Origin of the sequence: Phenylobacterium sp., assembly GCF_030698145.1 — a bacterium.
In the GTDB taxonomy this organism is placed as follows: Bacteria; Pseudomonadota; Alphaproteobacteria; order Caulobacterales; family Caulobacteraceae; genus Phenylobacterium.
On sequence record NZ_JAUYNW010000105.1, the window covers coordinates 1 to 16,407 of the forward strand.

The following is a 16,407-nucleotide window of genomic DNA, read 5'->3' on the forward strand; positions in this document are numbered from 1 at the left end:
AAAGGGCCGCGCCCCCCAGGAGGGCTCGCCGCCGGCCTTGGTCGGCAGGATCCAGATTTGAAAAAGCGTGGTCGCCACCGGCTCGACATTGAACTCCGCGTGACGGATGCCCGTGCCCGCGCTCATCACCTGGACGTCGCCGGCCTCGGTGCGGCCGGTGTTGCCCAGGCTGTCCTGGTGGGTGATCGCCCCGGTGCGCACATAGGTGATGATCTCCATGTTCGCGTGCGGGTGCGGCGGGAAGCCGGAATTGGGTTCGATCTTGTCGTCGTTCCAGACCCGCAGGGCGCCCCAGCTCATGCGCTTGGGGTCGTGGTAGTCGGAGAACGAGAAGTGGTGCTTGGCGTCGAGCCAACCGTGGTTGGCGCCGCCGAGGGTTTCAAAGGGTCGATGGTCGATCATCGGTCTGTCTCCCGGACGCTCCATGGGTGAGCGCCGCTGTTGAGATAGAAGTAGCCCTTCTCCGGTGTTTCGAAATAGAAACGATAGAAACAGATCGTTTCGGAAAACGTCATGTCGAAACTCCCCGACTTCGAGGCCTGGGCGGTGTTCGCCAAGGTGGCCGAGACCGGCGCCTTCGCCCGCGCCGCCGATGAACTGGACCTCTCCAAGGCGACCGTTTCCAAGGCGGTCAGCCGGCTGGAAGCGCGCATGGGCGCCAGCCTGTTCCACCGGACCTCCCGGCGGCTGTCCTTGACGGAGAGCGGCCGCGCGGCCCTGGAGCGGGCGAACCGCATCCTCTCCGAGGGCGAGGCGGTCGAGGCCGAGACCGCGGCCCAGTCGTCGATCCCGCGCGGACTGGTGCGGCTGGCCGCGCCGATGTCGTTCGGCCTGCTGCACCTGGCGCCCATCCTGCCGGACTTCCTCGCCCGCTATCCGGAGGTGTCCATCGACCTCAACCTGGCCGACGAGAAGATCGACCTGGTGGCCGAGGGCTACGACCTGGCCGTCCGCATCGCCCGCCTGGCGGACTCTTCGCTGCTGGCCCGGCGGATCTGCGAGGTGCGGGTCATGCTGGTGGGCGCGCCAGGTTATTTCGAAGCCCATGGGCGGCCCGCCCATCCGCGCGACCTCGCCCACCACCGGGCCTTCACCTATTCCAACGTAGAGAGCCCGGAGGTCTGGCGGTTCAGCCACGCCGCGGAGGAGGACTACGCCGTCACCGTCGCCGGCCAGATGCGGGTCAACAACGCCGAAGCCCTGGGGGCCGCGCTGCGAGCCGGTCTGGGCGTCGCCCTGCAGCCGGAGTTCATCTGTTGGCGCGACTTGCTGGAGGGCAGGCTGGAGGCGGTGATGTGCGATTGGAGCCCGCCGCGGCCGGCCCTGCACCTGGTCAGCCCGCCCGGCCGCCTGCGCCCGGCGCGGGTGAAGGTGTTGTCCGAGTTCCTGGTGGAGCGGCTGTCGGCAGCGGCTTGGTCCACCGGCGCCTGACCTAGCTCGTCGAGGCGAGGAACCCCACCGGATCGCGGGCGAATTCGGCGAAGGCCGACAGGCAGCCCTGCCAGATCCCCAGGTGCTGCTTCATGTCGTCCGACGACATCCGGGCGGTGAGGAGAGTCGAGTACATGACAGTGGGCTGACCGTCCTCGGCCAGGAAGCCCCGGCAGGCGAACTGGGTGCGGTTGAACAGGTTGATGTGCGCCAGCGTCGGGCCCCGCTGGCCGAAGCCCGTGGAGAAGGCGACCCCGGCGCAGGCCTTGCCCTTGGCGTCGCAATTGGCGAACTGCGCGCCGAAGCCGCCGCCGGGCGTGACCACCTTCAACGCGACCCGGCCGCCGGCGCTCTTGGCGCGTTCGGCCTTGGCGCCCGTGCTGTCGAGCACGGCGGCCACGGCGGCGGGGTCGCGGGCGTCGAAGGCGGCATTGGGCGGCGCCGGTTTGGCGGGCGCCGGCTTCGCCGGGGCGGCCAGGGATGGTCCGGCGGTCAGAGCGGCCAGGACGGCGAACAGGATCAGGCGCATCGGATGGGCTCCAGGGCCACTCATGTCCCCTGGCTAGCAGACGGAAATAGGGCGGGCGAGGCCCCGGCGGGTGACAAGCCTTCGCCGCCCGCCTTAACTGGGCCCATGCGTTCGATGTTCGCCGTGCTCGCCCTAGCCCTCGCGCCCCTGCCTGTCCTGGCCCAGGAACGCACGCCCGACCTGCATCAGACCCTGGCGGAGCTGGCCTATGTGCTGGGCGAGAGCCACGCCCTGCGCCAGGCCTGTTCCGGGGCCGGCGACCAGTACTGGCGCAACCGCATGATCCGTATGGTCGAGGCCGAACAGCCCGACGCCGCCCTCGATCGCCAGATCAAGGAAGGGTTCAACGCCGGCTTCCTCTTCCGGCGCGGCGAGTATCCGCGCTGTGTCCCGGCCGTGCGCCGCGCCCAGGCCGTGGTCGCCGGCCGCGGGCGCGACCTGTCGGCGCGTCTGGCCCGCGCCAAGGTCGCCGTTCCGGTCGTCGAACCCGAGCCGCCGACGGACATGGCGGAGCCCGCCCGCCCGCGTTAAGGTTTGCGCCGGACTCACGGGGAGGTTGTCATGGAGCTTACCGCTTCAATCGTATTCCTGGTGCTGGCGCTGGTGATCCTGTTCGCCGCCATCAAGATCGTGCCCCAGGGTCGCGAGTACACGGTGGAGCGGTTCGGCCGCTACACCCGCACCCTGTCGCCGGGCATCGCCTTCCTGACCCCGTTCATCGAGAGCGTCGGGCGGCGGGTGAACATGATGGAGCAGGTGCTCGACGTGCCCCAGCAGGAGGTCATCACCAAGGACAACGCGGTGGTGAAGGTCGACGGCATCGTCTTCATCCAGGTGATGGACGCCGCCGCGGCCGCCTATCGGGTCGACAACCTCAACTACGCCATCGCCCAGCTCTGCATGACCAATCTGCGCACCGTGGTCGGCTCCATGGAGCTGGACGAGGTGCTGTCCCAGCGCGACCAGATCAACACCCGCCTGCTGCACGTGATCGACGCGGCCACCGGTCCTTGGGGCGTGAAGGTGGCGCGGATCGAGATCAAGGACCTGATGCCGCCGCCCGACATCACCAACGCCATGGCCCGGCAGATGAAGGCCGAGCGCGAACGTCGCGCGGTGATCACCGAGGCCGACGGCGAGACGGCCGCCGCCATCGCCCGCGCCGAGGGCGCCAAGCAGGCGGCGATCCTGGAGGCCGAGGGCCGCCGCGAAGCCGCCTATCGCGACGCCGAGGCCCGCGAACGCGCAGCGGAGGCCGAGGCCAAGGCGACGGCCATGGTGTCCGAGGCGATCGCCCGCGGCGACGTCAACGCCATCAACTACTTCGTTGCGCTGAAATACGTCGAGGCCTTCGCCAAGCTGGCGGACAGCCCGAGCCAGAAGACGGTGATCGTGCCGGCGGAGATGTCGGCCCTGGTCGGTTCGCTGGCCGGCGTCGGAGAGCTGGTCAAGTTCATCAAGACCGACGACACGCCGCATCGCCCGGCCGCTCCGCCGCCGGCCCCGCGTCCGCGCGGTCCGGCTGTCCCGCCGACGGGGACCTGAGGCCATGGACGTCCTGACTCAAGTCTACGCCGACCACGCGATCTGGGTCTGGCTGGCCCTGGGAATGGCGATCCTGGCGGTCGAGGTGTCCACCGGAACCGGCTGGCTCATGTGGCCCGCGGCTTCGGCGGGGGTGGTGGGACTGCTCAGCGGCGTCCTCAACCCTGCCGCCCTGGAGATCGCCGTCTTCGCCGGGCTGACCGTCATATCCACCTTGCTGGCCCGCCGGTTCTGGCCCCAGCGCGGCGGGGAGAGCGCGGACATCAACGACAACGTCGCTCGCCTGGTCGGGCATCGCGGCAAGGCCGCCGCCGCCTTCGCGGGCGGCGCAGGCCGGGTGCTCATCGACGGCAAGGAATGGGCCGCCGAGCTCGACGAGGGCGACAGCCTCAAGGCAGGCGACGACGTCGAGGTGATCGGCCTCAGCGGTGGAACGAGGCTTCGGGTTCGGGCTGCTCGCTGATCTCCTCGAGGAAGGTCCGCAGCGAACGCAGGAACGGCAGGGCCTGGCGGAACTCGTTGTCCGTGAAGCCTTCGCGCAAGGCGTCCATTTTCCATTTCATGTCGCGCAGGATCTGCTCATAGGCCTGGGCGCCGGCCCTGGTCAGCCGCACGCGCTTCTTGCGGCGATCGTTCACGTCGGCCAGCACGCAGACCAGGCCCATGGCCTCCATCTTCTGCAGGATGTTGGTGATGGCGCCCTTGGTCATCATCATGGTCCGGGCGAGTTCCGCCGGCGTCTGGCCGTCGCCGAGCCGGGTGAAGTTCAGCAGCATCTCGAAGTGGGCGTAGGTCACGCCGGGCGGCAGGTGATCGATCACCGCATGGCGTATGAGATGCTCGATGATCCCGATCTCATTGAACACCGCCACATCCGGGCGATCCTGCAGGGACGGCGACATGGCGGAGCTCCATTCGTTCAACCTTGAACGAGATGGTGGTGCGGAGCTGAACTGTCAAGGGTTGGCGGAACGTTGTTCCCTAGAGCCGTCAGGCCGGCAGGGCCTCTTTCAGACCCTTGCGGGCCAGGGCGTCGGCGCGTTCGTTGAGCTCATGGCCAGCGTGGCCCTTCACCCAGCGCCAGGTCACCTCGTGTCGGAGGCGCGCGGTGTCCAGGCGCTTCCACAGGTCGTCGTTCTTGACCGGCTTCTTGTCGGCGGTCATCCAGCCGCGCTTCTTCCAGGCATGGATCCACTCCGAAATGCCCTTCATCACATAGGTACTGTCGGTGTGCAGTTCGACCTTGCAGGGCTTCTTGAGCGCCTCCAGCGACTGGATGGCGGCCATCAGCTCCATCCGGTTGTTGGTGCTGGCCGGCTCCCCGCCGCAGATCTCGCGCGCATGGTCGCCGGAGATCATCACCGCGCCCCAGCCGCCGGGGCCGGGATTTCCCGAGCAGGCGCCGTCCGTGTAGATCACCACCTGGGGCGTCACGCGGGGTCTCCGAACAGCACGAGGTCGGGCGCGGCGCGATGGACCGCCAGCTTGCGCTCATATTCCAGCGGGTCCTTGGGCCGCACCAGGGCGCCGGCCGGCGTCGCCCCCCAGTCGTGCAGGCGGGTCAGGAAGAAGCGCATGGCCGCGCCGTGCGCCAGGACCGGCAGGGCGGCGCGCTCGGCGTCCGACAACGGCCGGCGGCTTTCGTAGCCGCCGATCAGCGCGCGCGCTGAAGTAATGTTGAAGCTGCCATCCGGCTCGAAGCACCAGGCGTTCAGGGCCACTGCGATATCGTAGGCGAGCGCATCGACGCAGGCGAAATAGAAGTCGATGGCGCCGGCGAACCGCCCACCCTGGAAGAAGACGTTATCGGGGAAGTAGTCCTCGTGGATCACGCCGCTGGGCAGATTTGCGGGCCAGTTCGCCGCAATGCGTTTCAGGTCGGCGCGGATCGTGGCGGCCAGACCGGGCTTCAGCGCCTCGGCGTCGCCCGCAAGCCCCTCGAACATTCCCGTCCAGGCCGCTTGGCCCAGGTCGTTGGCCCGCCGGCCTGGATAGCCTTCGGCCGCCTGATGCAGCCAGGCCAGACCCGCGCCCGCCTCGCGGCAGTGGGCGGCGGTGGGGCGGCGCACTGACAGCCCCGGCAGAAAGCTGATGATAGCGGCGGGCTTGCCGCGCACCCGCTTGAGGGTCTCGCCCCTTCGGTCGAGGATGGGGGTGGCGCTGGGAAAGCCGCGGTCCGCCAGCCAGTGCATGAGTCCCAGGAAGAAAGGCAGGTCCGCCTCGCGTACCCGCTTCTCGTAGATCGTCAGGAAGTAGCGGCCGATCTCAGTCTCCAACAGGAAGTTGGAGTTCTCCACGCCCTCCGCCACGCCTTTCAGCGAGACGGGCGCGCCGAGGTCGAAGTCGGACAGGAGCTGCGTCAGCTCTTCGTCGGTGATGTCGGTGTAGACGGCCATGCAGGCGCCGGGATGGGGGAGGCCGAGCGGGCGGTCAAGACGCCATCCGATGCTTCATGCTAGATTGCCGGCGTTGGAGGCTCGCAATGATCGCATTGAAGCTTGAGCAAAGAGGGCCCGATGTCGTGGTCGTCTTTGACGAAGACACTCGCCTGGCGTTGAAGATCGAGGTCGGCGACATCATCCACGTTGAACGGACGCCCCATGGCGTGGCGGCCAACGTCGAACTCGACATCGACCACGAGGTGCGGGCCGGCCGCGGCCGCGCCTTCCTCAAGCGATACAATAAAACCTTCCAGGCCCTGGAGACCTAGCTCGCCAGCGCCCGCGGCAGCTTGAAGCTGACGGTCTCGCGCACCGTGTCGACAGTCTCGACCGTGACGTCGAATGCCTCGGCGAGGCGGTCGATCAGGCCCTGCACCAGGTCCTCGGGCGCCGAGGCGCCGGCGGTGATCCCGACGGTGGATGCGTCGTCCAGCCAGGCCAGGTCGAGGCCCGAGGCGTCGTCGATCAGGTGGGCGGTCTGGGCGCCGGAACGCCGCGCCACCTCGACCAACCGCACCGAGTTCGACGAATTGGCCGAGCCCAGCACCAGCAGCACGTCGGCCAGGGCCGCCACCGCCTTGACCGCGTCCTGACGGTTGGTGGTGGCGTAGCAGATGTCTTCCTTGTGCGGCGCGGAGATCTCAGGGAAGCGTTCCTTCAGCGCCGCGACGATCTCGGCCGTGTCGTCCACCGACAGCGTCGTCTGGGTGGCGAAGGCGACGTTGGCGGCGTTCTTCGGCGTGAAGGCGCGGGCGTCCTCGACGGTCTCGATCAGGGCCACGGCGCCTTCCGGGAGCTGGCCCATTGTGCCGACCACCTCCGGATGACCGGCATGGCCGATCAGCACGATCTCGCGGCCCGAGTCGTAGTGGCGCTGGGCCTCCACATGCACCTTAGAGACCAGCGGGCAGGTGGCGTCGAGATAGAGCATCTGGCGGCCCTTGGCCTCGGCCGGCACCGACTTGGGCACGCCGTGGGCGGAGAACACCACCGGCCGGTCGGTGGGGCACTCGGAAAGCTCCTCGACGAAGACCGCGCCCAGGGCCGTCAGCCGGTCGACCACATGGCGGTTGTGGACGATCTCGTGGCGCACATAGACGGGGGCTCCGTACTTCTCGATGGCGCGTTCGACGATCTGGATGGCGCGGTCGACGCCCGCGCAGAATCCGCGCGGCGTGGCCAGCAGGACCTTGAGCGGGCGGCGGGGACGGGGCTCTTGCAGCATGGCGACAAACTAGGGGCTCGCGCTGTCCGCCGCCAGCCGCGTTGCGGCCTCAATCGATAGCCATTAGTAGGAGACCGACCGCGGGGGCCGGAGACGGCCCTTAGCCCTTCTTGTTTGGACGATCCCCAATGCGCCGTTCCCTTCTGCTCGCCGCCGGCCTCTCCCTGGCCGTCACCGCGGTTCCCGAGCTTGCCGCCGCCCAACGCCGTCCCAGCGAGGATCAGCGCCAAGAGCAGGACGCGGCGAAGAAGAAGAAGCGCGACAGCGAGTGGAGCGACGTCCAGGCGCCGCTGCCCGCGCTGCGTAACGCTGGCCCCTGTCCCTATGTGAAGGTGCTGTACGACGCCGCGCGCTTCGTGGAGTTCAAGGAAGGCCGCGAGGCCTCGGCCAATGTGGCCTATTCGGGTGAGATCCAGGGCATCTCGGCGGGCTGCCAGTACAAGGACGACGAGCCGATCAAGGTGATGATGGAAGTGCTGTTCGAGTTGGGCAAGGGCCCGCAGGCGACCGGCGATTCCAAGAACTACCGCTACTGGATCGCGGTGACCAAGCGCAACGACAGCATCATCACCAAGCAGTACTTCGATCTGCCGGTGAAGTTCGCCGCGGGCCAGGACCGGATCTACGCCACCGAGGAAATCGCCCAGATCACCATTCCGCGCGCCAGCGCCACCACCAGCGGCGGCAATTTCGAGATTCTGGTGGGCTTCGACGTGACGCCGCAGATGGCCGCCTTCAACCGTGACGGCAAGAGGTTCCGGGTGAACGCCGGCACGACGGTCGCGGGCTCCGCCGAACGTCCATGAGCGATCTGAAACGGGGCCTGAGCGAAGCGGTCGGAGCCGCCTTCGCCGCCGCGGGTCTGCCGGCCGAGCTTGGCCGGGTGACGCCGTCCGACCGGCCCGACCTCGCCGATTTCCAATGCAACGGCGCCCTTCCGGCCGCCAGGCGCGCGGGCCGCAATCCCCGTGAGGTCGCCGCTGAAGTCGCCGCGGGCCTCGCCGGTAATCCGCGCCTGAGCGCCGTGGAGATCGCCGGCCCGGGCTTCATCAACCTGAAGCTCAGCGACGCCGCCATCTCGGAACGCGCCCGCGAGATCGCCGCCGATCCGCGCCTGGGCGGTGAGCTGGTCGCCGCGCCGCGCAAGATCCTGGTCGACTATGCGGGCCCCAACGTGGCCAAGCCGATGCATGTGGGTCATCTGCGTTCGTCGATCATCGGAGAATCGATCAAGCGCATCTATCGGTTCCGGGGCGACACCGTGGTGGGCGACGCCCACTTCGGCGACTGGGGCTACCAGATGGGGCTGCTGATCGGGGCGGTCACCGATGAGAACGTCGCCGTGCGGGACGCGGTCGACGGCCTCAACGCTGGAACCGGCGACGAGGCGAAGGCCGTCACGATCTTCGAGGCCAATGTCAGCCTCGCCGACCTCGACCGGCTCTATCCAGAGGCCGCCGCGCGCGGCAAGACCGAGCCCGACTATCGCGACCGGGCCCGCAAGCTCACCGCCGAACTGCAGGCCCGCAAGCCTGGACATTTCGCGCTGTGGGGGCACTTCGCCAAGGTCACCCAGGTGGCGCTGGAACGCGACTTCCACGCGCTGGGCGTCGATTTCGACCTCTGGAAGGGCGAGAGCGATGTCGACGAACTGATCGCCCCCATGGTTGCCGAACTGGACGCCAAGGCCCTGCTGGTCGACGACCAGGGCGCGCGGATCATCCGCGTTACCCGCCAGGGCGACAAGCGCGAGCTGCCGCCGCTGCTGGTGGTCTCGTCGGAGGGATCGGCCATGTACGGCACCACCGACCTGGCCACCATCGTCGACCGCAACCAGAGCTTCGGGCCCGACCACGTGCTCTATGTGGTCGACCAGCGCCAAGCCGACCATTTCGAGATCGTGTTCCGCGCCGCCCAGATCGCCGGCTACGTGGCCGAGGGCCAGCTGGAGCACGTGGGCTTCGGCACCATGAACGGGACCGACGGCAAGCCCTTCAAGACCCGCGAGGGCGGGGTGCTGAAGCTGAACGACATGATCGTTATGACCCGCGACAAGGCGCGCGAACGCCTGCACGAGGCGGGTCTGGGCGCCGAGCTCGATCCGGAAGCCTTCGAGGACACCGCTCACAAGGTGGCCGTGGCGGCGCTCAAGTTCGCCGACCTGCAGAACTTCCGTGGGACCTCGTACGTCTTCGACCTGGACCGCTTCTCCAGCTTCGAGGGCAAGACCGGCCCCTACCTACTCTATCAAGCGGTGCGGGTGAAATCGATCCTGCGCCGGGCGGCCGACGAGGGCGTGGTCGCCGGCGAGATCACGGTCTCCGAACCGGCCGAGCGCGACCTGGTGCTGCTGCTGGACGCCTTCGACCAGGCGCTGGTCGACGCCTACGACAAGAAGGCGCCGAACTTCCTGGCCGAGCACGCCTACAAGCTGGCCCAGACCTTCTCGAAGTTCTACGCCGCCTGCCCGATCATGAGCGCCGAACCCGTGGTGCGGGCCTCGCGCCTGGCCCTGGCTGGGACGACCCTGCGCCAGCTTGAGCAGGCGCTGGACCTGCTGGGGATCGCGGCGCCCGACCGGATGTAGGCCGGCCGCGCCACTTGGCGCATTGACTTGGGCGACCTGTTCGAACAGGTTCCGCCTCGACTCTCGCGGGAGAGATCGGGACCTTTCGAGGCCCCGGAGCCGAAGGCGCAACCGCCCCGGAAACGCTCAGGCAAAAGGACCGCGACGAGCTGATGAACGCTGGAAAGTAGGCGCTCCCGTTCGAGGGCGCTCGCCGAAGGAGCAAAGGGGCCGTCCGCAGCGCGGAGGGCTCTAAATCTCTCAGGTATCAGGGACAGCGGGGGCGCAAGCGTTACGGGAACTGGTCCCGTGCGCCTGCGGAATCATCAGCCGGAGTCCGAGTTTGTCCGACGAAACCCTGAAGACCACGCCGCTCAACGCCGCGCACATCGCCGCGGGCGCGCGCATGGTGCCCTTCGCCGGCTATTCCATGCCCGTCCAGTACAGGGACGGGGTCCTCAAGGAGCATCTTTGGACCCGGGAGAACGCCGGCCTGTTCGACGTCTCGCACATGGGTCAGGCCCGTCTGCGCGGGGTCTCGCCGCTCTCGGCCTTCGAGGAGGTCACGCCCGGCGACTTCATCGGGCTGAAGCCCGGCAAGCAGCGCTATTCCGTCCTGCTGAACAAGAAGGGCGGGATCATCGACGACCTGATGGCCGCCCGGCCCGACGACGACGGCCTGTTCGTGGTGGTCAACGGCGCCTGCAAGGACAACGATTTCAAAGTCATCGACAACGAGCTGGCCGGCCAGGTGCGGATCGACCGCCTGGAGGACCGCGCCCTGATCGCGCTGCAGGGCCCCAAGGCCGCCGATGTGCTGGCCGCCCACGCGCCGCGGGCGGCCACGATGGTCTTCATGGACTCGGCTTCGTTCGAGGCTTTCGGGACCGACGTCATCGTCTCGCGCTCGGGCTATACCGGCGAGGACGGCTACGAAATCTCCGTGCCGGCCGCCGAGGCCGAGCGAGTCTGGAATCTGCTGTGCTCCGACGAGCGGGTGCGGCCCATCGGCCTGGGCGCCCGCGACAGCCTGCGCCTGGAGGCCGGCCTGCCGCTCTATGGCCACGACGTGGACGAGACCGTCAGCCCCATCGAGGCCGACCTGGGCTTCGCCATCTCCAAGAAGCGCCGCGACGCCCGCGACTTCCCGGGCGCGTCCCGCATCGCCAAGGAGCTGGTCGAGGGCGTCAGCCGCAAGCGCGTCGGCCTCACCGTGCTGGAAGGCGCCCCGGCCCGCGAGGGCGCCGAGATCGCTGACGAAGCCGGAAACGTGGTGGGCGTGGTCACCTCCGGCGGCTTCTCGCCGTCGCTCGGCAAGCCCATCGCCATGGGCTTCGTCCCCCCGACGCTCGCCGCGGCCGGGACGAAGCTGAAAGTCATCGTCCGGGGCAAGCCGCAGGCCGCCGAAGTCACCGCCATGCCCTTCGTTCCCCATCGCTATATCCGCAAGCTCTGAAGAGGACCGCCCAGATGCGTTTCACCAAGGACCATGAATGGGTCGTCCTCGAGGGCGACGTGGCCACCATCGGCATCACCGCCTACGCCGCCGAGCAGCTCGGCGACGTGGTGTTCGTTGAGACCCCCGAGGTCGGCAAGACCGTGAAGGCCGGTGACGGCCTGGCGGTTGTCGAAAGCGTCAAGGCCGCCTCCGACGTCTATGCCCCGATCTCCGGCCAGGTGGTCGAGGGCAACGCCGCCCTCGCCGACGCGCCCGAGACGGTCAATGACCAGCCCGAAAAGGCCGGCTGGTTCGCCAAGATCAAGATCGCCGACAAGGCCGAGTTTGAGGCCCTGATGGACCGCGCCGCCTACGAAGACTTCCTGGGGACCCTGTAAGACCCATGCGCTATCTCCCGCTCACCCCCGCCGACCGCGCCGAGATGCTGGGCGTCATCGGCGTCGGCGCCATCGACGACCTGTTCGCCGACGTGCCGGCCGTGGCCCGCAAGGCCGACCTGTTCGACCTGCCGCTCCACGCGGGGGAGATGGAGGTTGAGCGCGCGCTTTCGGCCCTGGCGGCCATGAACCGTCCGGCCGGCGCCGGGCCGTTCTTCTGCGGGGCGGGCGCCTATCGCCATCACGTGCCGGCCACCGTCGACCACGTCATCCAGCGTTCGGAGTTCCTCACCAGCTACACGCCCTACCAGCCCGAGATCGCCCAGGGCACGCTGCAGGTGCTGTTCGAGTTCCAGACCCAGGTCGCCGCCTTGACCGGCCTCGATGTCGCCAACGCCTCGATGTACGACGGCTCCACCGCCTGCGCCGAGGCGGTGATGATGGCCCAGCGGGTCACGCGCCGGAAGAAGGCGGTGGTCTCCGGCGGCCTGCATCCCCACTACGCCGCCACCACCCAGACCATCGCCCATGCCGAGGGCATGGACATCACCCGCCTGCCGGCCGCCATCGACGCCGAGGCCGCGGTGATCGAGGCCATCGACGCCGAGACCGCCTGCGTGGTGGTCCAGACCCCCAACGTGTTCGGCGTCGTCACCGACGTGACGAAGATCGCCGAGGCCGCCCACGCCGCCGGCGCCCTGCTGATCGTGGTCACCACCGAGACCGTGTCCTTCGGCCTGCTGAAGTCGCCCGGCGAGATGGGCGCCGACATCGCCGTGGCCGAGGGCCAGTCGATCGGCAACGGCCTGAACTTCGGCGGCCCCTATGTCGGCCTCTTCGCCTGCCGCGAGAAGCTGGTCCGCCAGATGCCCGGCCGCCTCTGCGGCGAAACGGTGGACGCCGAGGGCCGGCGCGGTTTCGTGCTGACGCTCTCGACCCGCGAGCAGCACATCCGCCGCGAGAAGGCGACATCGAACATCTGCACCAACTCGGGCCTCTGCGCGCTGGCCTTCACGATCCACCTGTCGCTGCTGGGCGAGCGGGGCCTGCGCGAGCTGGCGCAGCTCAACCACTCCAAGGCCCGGGAGCTGCGCGACGCGCTCGCCAAGGTCGAGGGCGTCGAGATCCTCACGCCGCGGTTCTTCAACGAGTTCGCCATCCGGCTGAAGGGTGACGCCGCGGCTGTGGTCGAGGCCCTGCTGGCCGACGGGATCGTCGCCGGGGTGCCGTTCTCTCGCCTGGCGCCGCAGGCCGGCCTGGACGACGTCCTGCTGGTCGCCGCCACCGAAACCACCACCACTGAGGATATCGCCGCCTTCGCCGCGGCCCTCGCCCGGAGGACCGGCCAATGACCATGCTCAATGTGGGCCGCCCGACCCGGCCGCAGGCGCTCGCCGAGACGTCGCACCAGTCCCTGACCGGGGCCCGCGGCCTGTTGCAGGACGAGGCCCTGATCTTCGAGATGGACGGCTGGAACAAGACCGGCGTCGACCTCGCCCCGGCCGAGCACGACGCCTCCGACCTGGGCGACCTGGTGCGGACCGCGCCGATCGGCCTGCCCGGGCTCTCAGAACCCGAGGCCATGCGCCACTATGTGCGGCTCAGCCAGAAGAACCACGCCATCGACCTGGCGCTCTATCCGCTGGGCTCGTGCACGATGAAGCACAATCCGCGCCTCAACGAGAAGGTGGCGCGGCTGGCGGGCTTCGGCGACCTGCACCCCCTGGCCCCGATGGCCACGACCCAGGGGGCGCTCGCCCTCATCGATCAGTTGGCCCACTGGCTGAAGACGCTCACCGGCATGCCGGCGGTGGCGATGTCGCCCAAGGCCGGCGCCCACGGCGAGCTGTGCGGCCTGCTCTGCATCAAGGCGGCCCACGAGGCCGCGGGGCAGGGTCATCGCCGCACGGTGCTGGTCCCCACCTCGGCCCACGGCACCAATCCCGCCACCGCCGCCTTCGTCGGCTATTCGGTGGTGGAGATCGCCCAGACCGATGACGGCCGGGTCGACATCGCCGACCTGGCGGCCAAGCTCTCGCCGCAGGTGGCGGCGATCATGGTCACCAATCCCAACACCTGCGGCCTGTTCGAGCGCGACGTGATCGAGATCGGTCGCCTGACCCACGAGGCGGGCGCGTACTTCTACTGCGACGGCGCCAACTTCAACGCCATCGTCGGCCGGGTGCGCCCGGGCGACCTGGGCGTCGACGCCATGCATATCAACCTGCACAAGACCTTCTCCACCCCCCATGGGGGCGGCGGGCCGGGCGCCGGCCCCGTGGTGCTGTCGGCGGCCCTGGCGCCCTTCGCGCCGGCCCCGTGGGTGGTGTCGGACGGCGAGGGCTTCAAGCTGGTCGAGGAACCGCAAGGCGAGGCCGCCCAGGCCTTCGGCCGCATGAGCGCCTTCCACGGCCAGATGGGCATGTTCGTGCGCGCCTACGCCTACATGCTGAGCCACGGATCCGACGGCCTGCGCCAGGTCGCCGAGGACGCGGTGCTGAACGCCAACTACATCAAGGCACGGCTGTCGGCGGCGATGACCCCGGCCTTCCCCGAAGGCCCTTGCATGCACGAGGCGCTGTTCGACGACACATGGCTGGAGGGCACCGACATCACCACGCTCGACTTCGCCAAGGCGATGATCGACGAGGGCTTCCACCCGATGACCATGTACTTCCCGCTGGTGGTGCACGGGGCGATGCTGATCGAGCCGACCGAGACGGAATCCAAGCAGGAGCTCGACAGATTCTGCCACGCCCTGACGGTTCTCGCCCAGGCGGCCAAAGCGGGCGATGTCGATCGGTTCAAGGGGGCGCCCTACCTCGCGCCCCTGCGGCGGCTGGACGAGACCCTGGCGGCCCGGAAACCGCGTCTGACGTGGCGCCCCGAGCCGGCAAGTGTGTCTCCGGCGCCGATTGCAGCCGAATAGCAGCGAATGGACGAAATTTAACTGCAGGGTCGTCTTTACGACTCCCTAGTACGTTCTCATATCCCAGTGAGCTCGACCGCCGGTCCTCCCCAAGAACGGCGCGCGGGCGCAACACCCAGGTTGAACGTACGTGTCCTACGCCATGCCCAGCATGCGCGCTCCTCGCGCGCCCGACGCCGCTAACCGCGATTTCGCGGCGCGACTCGTGCGCTTTGGGCTGGTCGTCCTGGGCGCGGTGGTCGTGCTGGCCGGCGTCCTGATCGCGCCGGTGCCGGGTCCCGGCGGCATCCCGGTCATCGTCGTCGGCTTGATGATCGTCCTGCGCAACTCGTTCAAGGCGCGGCGCCACTTCGTTCGCCTGCATCACGCCCACCCGCGGGTGATCTCGCCGCTGCGCCGCTTGCTGCGCCGCCGGCGGCCCCAGCCCGCCCCAGCCGAATAGTCCAAACGAAAACGGCGGACCGCAAGGCCCGCCGTTTCTTTGTCTGCTAGTGGCGAGAGCTATTGCAGCTTGGTCGCCAGTTGCTTGATCGCGCCGTCGACCAGCGGATCGCTGGTGGCGCCGGCCAGGCGCCGGACCAGGACATTCTCGGCCATCTGGGCGGCGAGCTCAGCCGCCGCGGCCTTGACCTCGGCCTGGGCCTGAGCTTCGGCGCTGGCGATCTTGCGTTCGGCCAGGGCGGCGCGGCGCTTGATCTGCTCGGCCAGGTTGGCCTGGGCCTCGACCGCCATCCGCTTGGCGTCTTCCTGGGCGTTGGCCAGCATCTCGGCGGCGGCCTTCTCGGCCGCCTCGCGCTGAGCCTTGATATTGTCCAGGAGAACCTGGGCCTCACGGCGCAGGGCGGCGGCTTCGTCGAGCTGCGCCTGGACCTTGGCCCCGGCGTCGCCGAGGGCCTTCCAGGCGAACCTGTGCACCCCGGCCATCACCAGGACGCCCAGGAACACGACGAGGGCGACCCCGACCCAGAAGTGGCCGTCGATCAGAAGTTCCATCGTTTATCCCCTCGCCGCGGCGGCCAGCTCGGCCGTGGTGACAGCCTTGCCGGTGAGCTTCGCAACGATCGCCTGAGCAGCTTCGCCGCCGATCGACGCCACATTTGCCATCGCCGCGTCCCGGGCCTTGGCGATACGCGCCTCGGCTTCGGAGGCGATGACCGCCAGCTTGGCTTCTTCCTCGCCGAGTCGGGCGGCGATCTCGGCCTGGGCCTTGGCCCGGGCGTCGGCCGCCACCTTGCGCGCCTGGGCATGACCCTGGGCGGCTTCGGCGGCTGCGGTCTGGGCCTGCAGGTCGGCTTCGTCCTTCATCCGGCGAGCATCGGCGATATCGCCGGTGATTTTGCCGTCGCGGGCCTCGATGGTCCCGCCCAGCTTCGGCGTCGCGAAGAAGCGCATGAACGCCATCACGGCGAAGAACATGATCAGGAACCAGGCGATCTGGCCGGGCCACTGGGAGAAGTCGAACTGCGGCAGGCCGCTGGACTCGTGTCCAGCCGCCGAACCTTCGTGAGCGCCCGCGGCCCCGACCTCGTGGCCGGGCGCGGCGGGCTCATGGCCCGTCGCGGCTGCGTCGTCGTGAGATTGCATCGCCATGGGGGCGCTCGGTCGCAGGCTTAGGCGAACAGGATGATCAGCGAGACCACGAAGGCGAACAGGCCCATGGTTTCGGTCAGCGCCATGCCCAGGAACAGCATGGTCTGCTGGCTGGCGGCGGCCGCCGGGTTGCGGATCGCGGCTTGCAGGTAGTTGCCGAACAGGGTGCCGAGACCGATACCGGCCCCGATCATGCCCGAGGTGGCGAGGCCAGCGCCGATAAGCTTCGCGGCTTCAGCTTCCATTTGAATAGTCCTCTTGAGAAGTAGCTTGGGTTAGTGGCCGTGACCGAAGTTCACGACCTCGTTGAGATAG

Annotated in this window: 21 protein-coding genes and 1 riboswitch; of the genes, 12 read left to right on the forward strand and 9 right to left on the reverse strand. The window is 68.7% G+C overall.

The window, feature by feature from the left end:
- A partial coding sequence (locus Q8Q77_RS16045; protein WP_305584646.1) for a pirin family protein occupies nt 1-402 on the reverse strand: 402 nt, incomplete at its 3' end.
- 111 nt (nt 403-513) lie between these two features.
- Here Q8Q77_RS16045 and Q8Q77_RS16050 point away from each other — a divergent pair.
- Nucleotides 514-1,431, forward strand: coding sequence for a LysR family transcriptional regulator (locus Q8Q77_RS16050; protein ID WP_305584647.1), 918 nt, complete (start codon nt 514-516; stop codon nt 1,429-1,431).
- 1 nt (nt 1,432) lies between these two features.
- Here the strand turns inward: Q8Q77_RS16050 and Q8Q77_RS16055 are convergent, their stop codons facing one another.
- Nucleotides 1,433-1,960 carry a YbjN domain-containing protein gene (locus Q8Q77_RS16055; RefSeq protein WP_305584649.1) on the reverse strand — a complete coding sequence of 176 codons (528 nt, stop codon included), beginning with the start codon at nt 1,958-1,960 and terminating at the stop codon, nt 1,433-1,435.
- Nucleotides 1,961-2,065: 105 nt separating this feature from the next.
- Here Q8Q77_RS16055 and Q8Q77_RS16060 point away from each other — a divergent pair, with 105 nt between their 5' ends.
- From Q8Q77_RS16060 to Q8Q77_RS16070, 3 genes are read left to right on the forward strand one after another with little or no spacing between them, the layout of a single operon-like run.
- The gene (locus Q8Q77_RS16060; protein WP_305584650.1) at nt 2,066-2,491 is read left to right on the forward strand and encodes a TIGR02301 family protein; all 426 of its coding nucleotides are present in this window, start codon (nt 2,066-2,068) and stop codon (nt 2,489-2,491) included.
- A gap of 30 nt (nt 2,492-2,521) precedes the next feature.
- Nucleotides 2,522-3,505: an SPFH domain-containing protein gene (locus tag Q8Q77_RS16065; RefSeq protein WP_305584651.1), complete on the forward strand. Its 984-nt coding sequence runs from the start codon at nt 2,522-2,524 to the stop codon at nt 3,503-3,505.
- Between the two features lie 4 nt (nt 3,506-3,509).
- Nucleotides 3,510-3,968 carry an NfeD family protein gene (locus Q8Q77_RS16070; protein WP_305584652.1) on the forward strand — a complete coding sequence of 153 codons (459 nt, stop codon included), beginning with the start codon at nt 3,510-3,512 and terminating at the stop codon, nt 3,966-3,968.
- Here the strand turns inward: Q8Q77_RS16070 and Q8Q77_RS16075 are convergent.
- The 3 genes from Q8Q77_RS16075 to thrB all read right to left on the reverse strand — a co-directional run bounded on the left by Q8Q77_RS16075 (nt 3,928) and on the right by thrB (nt 5,901).
- Nucleotides 3,928-4,407 (reverse strand): MarR family winged helix-turn-helix transcriptional regulator, encoded by a 480-nt coding sequence (locus Q8Q77_RS16075; protein ID WP_305584653.1) that lies wholly within the window; start codon nt 4,405-4,407, stop codon nt 3,928-3,930. The genes Q8Q77_RS16070 and Q8Q77_RS16075 overlap by 41 nt on opposite strands.
- An 88-nt stretch (nt 4,408-4,495) precedes the next feature.
- Nucleotides 4,496-4,939, reverse strand: coding sequence for a ribonuclease HI (gene rnhA, locus Q8Q77_RS16080; protein ID WP_305584654.1), 444 nt, complete (start codon nt 4,937-4,939; stop codon nt 4,496-4,498).
- Nucleotides 4,936-5,901: a homoserine kinase gene (gene thrB, locus Q8Q77_RS16085; RefSeq protein ID WP_305584655.1), complete on the reverse strand. Its 966-nt coding sequence runs from the start codon at nt 5,899-5,901 to the stop codon at nt 4,936-4,938. The genes rnhA and thrB overlap by 4 nt, the downstream gene beginning before the upstream one ends.
- 86 nt (nt 5,902-5,987) lie before the next feature.
- Between thrB and Q8Q77_RS16090 the strand changes: the two genes are divergently transcribed.
- Nucleotides 5,988-6,215: a hypothetical protein gene (locus Q8Q77_RS16090; RefSeq protein WP_305584657.1), complete on the forward strand. Its 228-nt coding sequence runs from the start codon at nt 5,988-5,990 to the stop codon at nt 6,213-6,215.
- Here the strand turns inward: Q8Q77_RS16090 and ispH are convergent.
- Entirely contained in the window at nt 6,212-7,171 is a 960-nt protein-coding gene (ispH, locus tag Q8Q77_RS16095; protein WP_305584659.1) for a 4-hydroxy-3-methylbut-2-enyl diphosphate reductase, read from the reverse strand. The genes Q8Q77_RS16090 and ispH overlap by 4 nt on opposite strands.
- Nucleotides 7,172-7,299: 128 nt before the next feature.
- Here ispH and Q8Q77_RS16100 point away from each other — a divergent pair, with 128 nt between their 5' ends.
- The 7 genes from Q8Q77_RS16100 to Q8Q77_RS16130 all read left to right on the forward strand — a co-directional run bounded on the left by Q8Q77_RS16100 (nt 7,300) and on the right by Q8Q77_RS16130 (nt 14,944).
- Complete coding sequence (locus Q8Q77_RS16100; RefSeq protein WP_305584660.1) at nt 7,300-7,977, forward strand: Tat pathway signal sequence domain protein; 678 nt, start codon at nt 7,300-7,302, stop codon at nt 7,975-7,977.
- A complete protein-coding gene (gene argS / locus Q8Q77_RS16105) occupies nt 7,974-9,758 on the forward strand; it encodes an arginine--tRNA ligase (protein WP_305584662.1) in 1,785 nt (594 codons plus the stop codon). Before Q8Q77_RS16100 ends, argS begins: the two co-directional genes overlap by 4 nt.
- A 56-nt stretch (nt 9,759-9,814) precedes the next feature.
- Nucleotides 9,815-9,910, forward strand: a riboswitch (glycine riboswitch).
- 170 nt (nt 9,911-10,080) lie between these two features.
- Entirely contained in the window at nt 10,081-11,193 is a 1,113-nt protein-coding gene (gene gcvT, locus Q8Q77_RS16110; RefSeq protein WP_305584663.1) for a glycine cleavage system aminomethyltransferase GcvT, read from the forward strand.
- 14 nt (nt 11,194-11,207) lie between these two features.
- Entirely contained in the window at nt 11,208-11,573 is a 366-nt protein-coding gene (gcvH, locus tag Q8Q77_RS16115) for a glycine cleavage system protein GcvH (protein ID WP_305584664.1), read from the forward strand.
- Between the two features lie 5 nt (nt 11,574-11,578).
- The gene (gene gcvPA / locus Q8Q77_RS16120) at nt 11,579-12,925 is read left to right on the forward strand and encodes an aminomethyl-transferring glycine dehydrogenase subunit GcvPA (RefSeq protein WP_305584665.1); all 1,347 of its coding nucleotides are present in this window, start codon (nt 11,579-11,581) and stop codon (nt 12,923-12,925) included.
- Nucleotides 12,922-14,502, forward strand: coding sequence for an aminomethyl-transferring glycine dehydrogenase subunit GcvPB (gene gcvPB, locus Q8Q77_RS16125; RefSeq protein ID WP_305584666.1), 1,581 nt, complete (start codon nt 12,922-12,924; stop codon nt 14,500-14,502). Before gcvPA ends, gcvPB begins: the two co-directional genes overlap by 4 nt.
- Before the next feature lie 205 nt (nt 14,503-14,707).
- A complete protein-coding gene (locus Q8Q77_RS16130; RefSeq protein WP_305584667.1) occupies nt 14,708-14,944 on the forward strand; it encodes a PGPGW domain-containing protein in 237 nt (78 codons plus the stop codon).
- A gap of 59 nt (nt 14,945-15,003) precedes the next feature.
- On the opposite strand, the gene Q8Q77_RS16135 is transcribed toward Q8Q77_RS16130, so the two are convergent.
- The 3 genes from Q8Q77_RS16135 to Q8Q77_RS16145 are packed head-to-tail and all read right to left on the reverse strand — an operon-like array spanning nt 15,004 to nt 16,337.
- Nucleotides 15,004-15,495, reverse strand: a complete 492-nt coding sequence (locus tag Q8Q77_RS16135) for an ATP F0F1 synthase subunit B (protein WP_305584668.1) — start codon at nt 15,493-15,495, stop codon at nt 15,004-15,006.
- Between the two features lie 3 nt (nt 15,496-15,498).
- A complete protein-coding gene (locus Q8Q77_RS16140) occupies nt 15,499-16,092 on the reverse strand; it encodes a hypothetical protein (RefSeq protein WP_305584670.1) in 594 nt (197 codons plus the stop codon).
- A gap of 20 nt (nt 16,093-16,112) precedes the next feature.
- Nucleotides 16,113-16,337 (reverse strand): F0F1 ATP synthase subunit C, encoded by a 225-nt coding sequence (locus Q8Q77_RS16145; RefSeq protein ID WP_254834544.1) that lies wholly within the window; start codon nt 16,335-16,337, stop codon nt 16,113-16,115.
- Between the last annotated feature and the right edge of the window lie 70 nt (nt 16,338-16,407).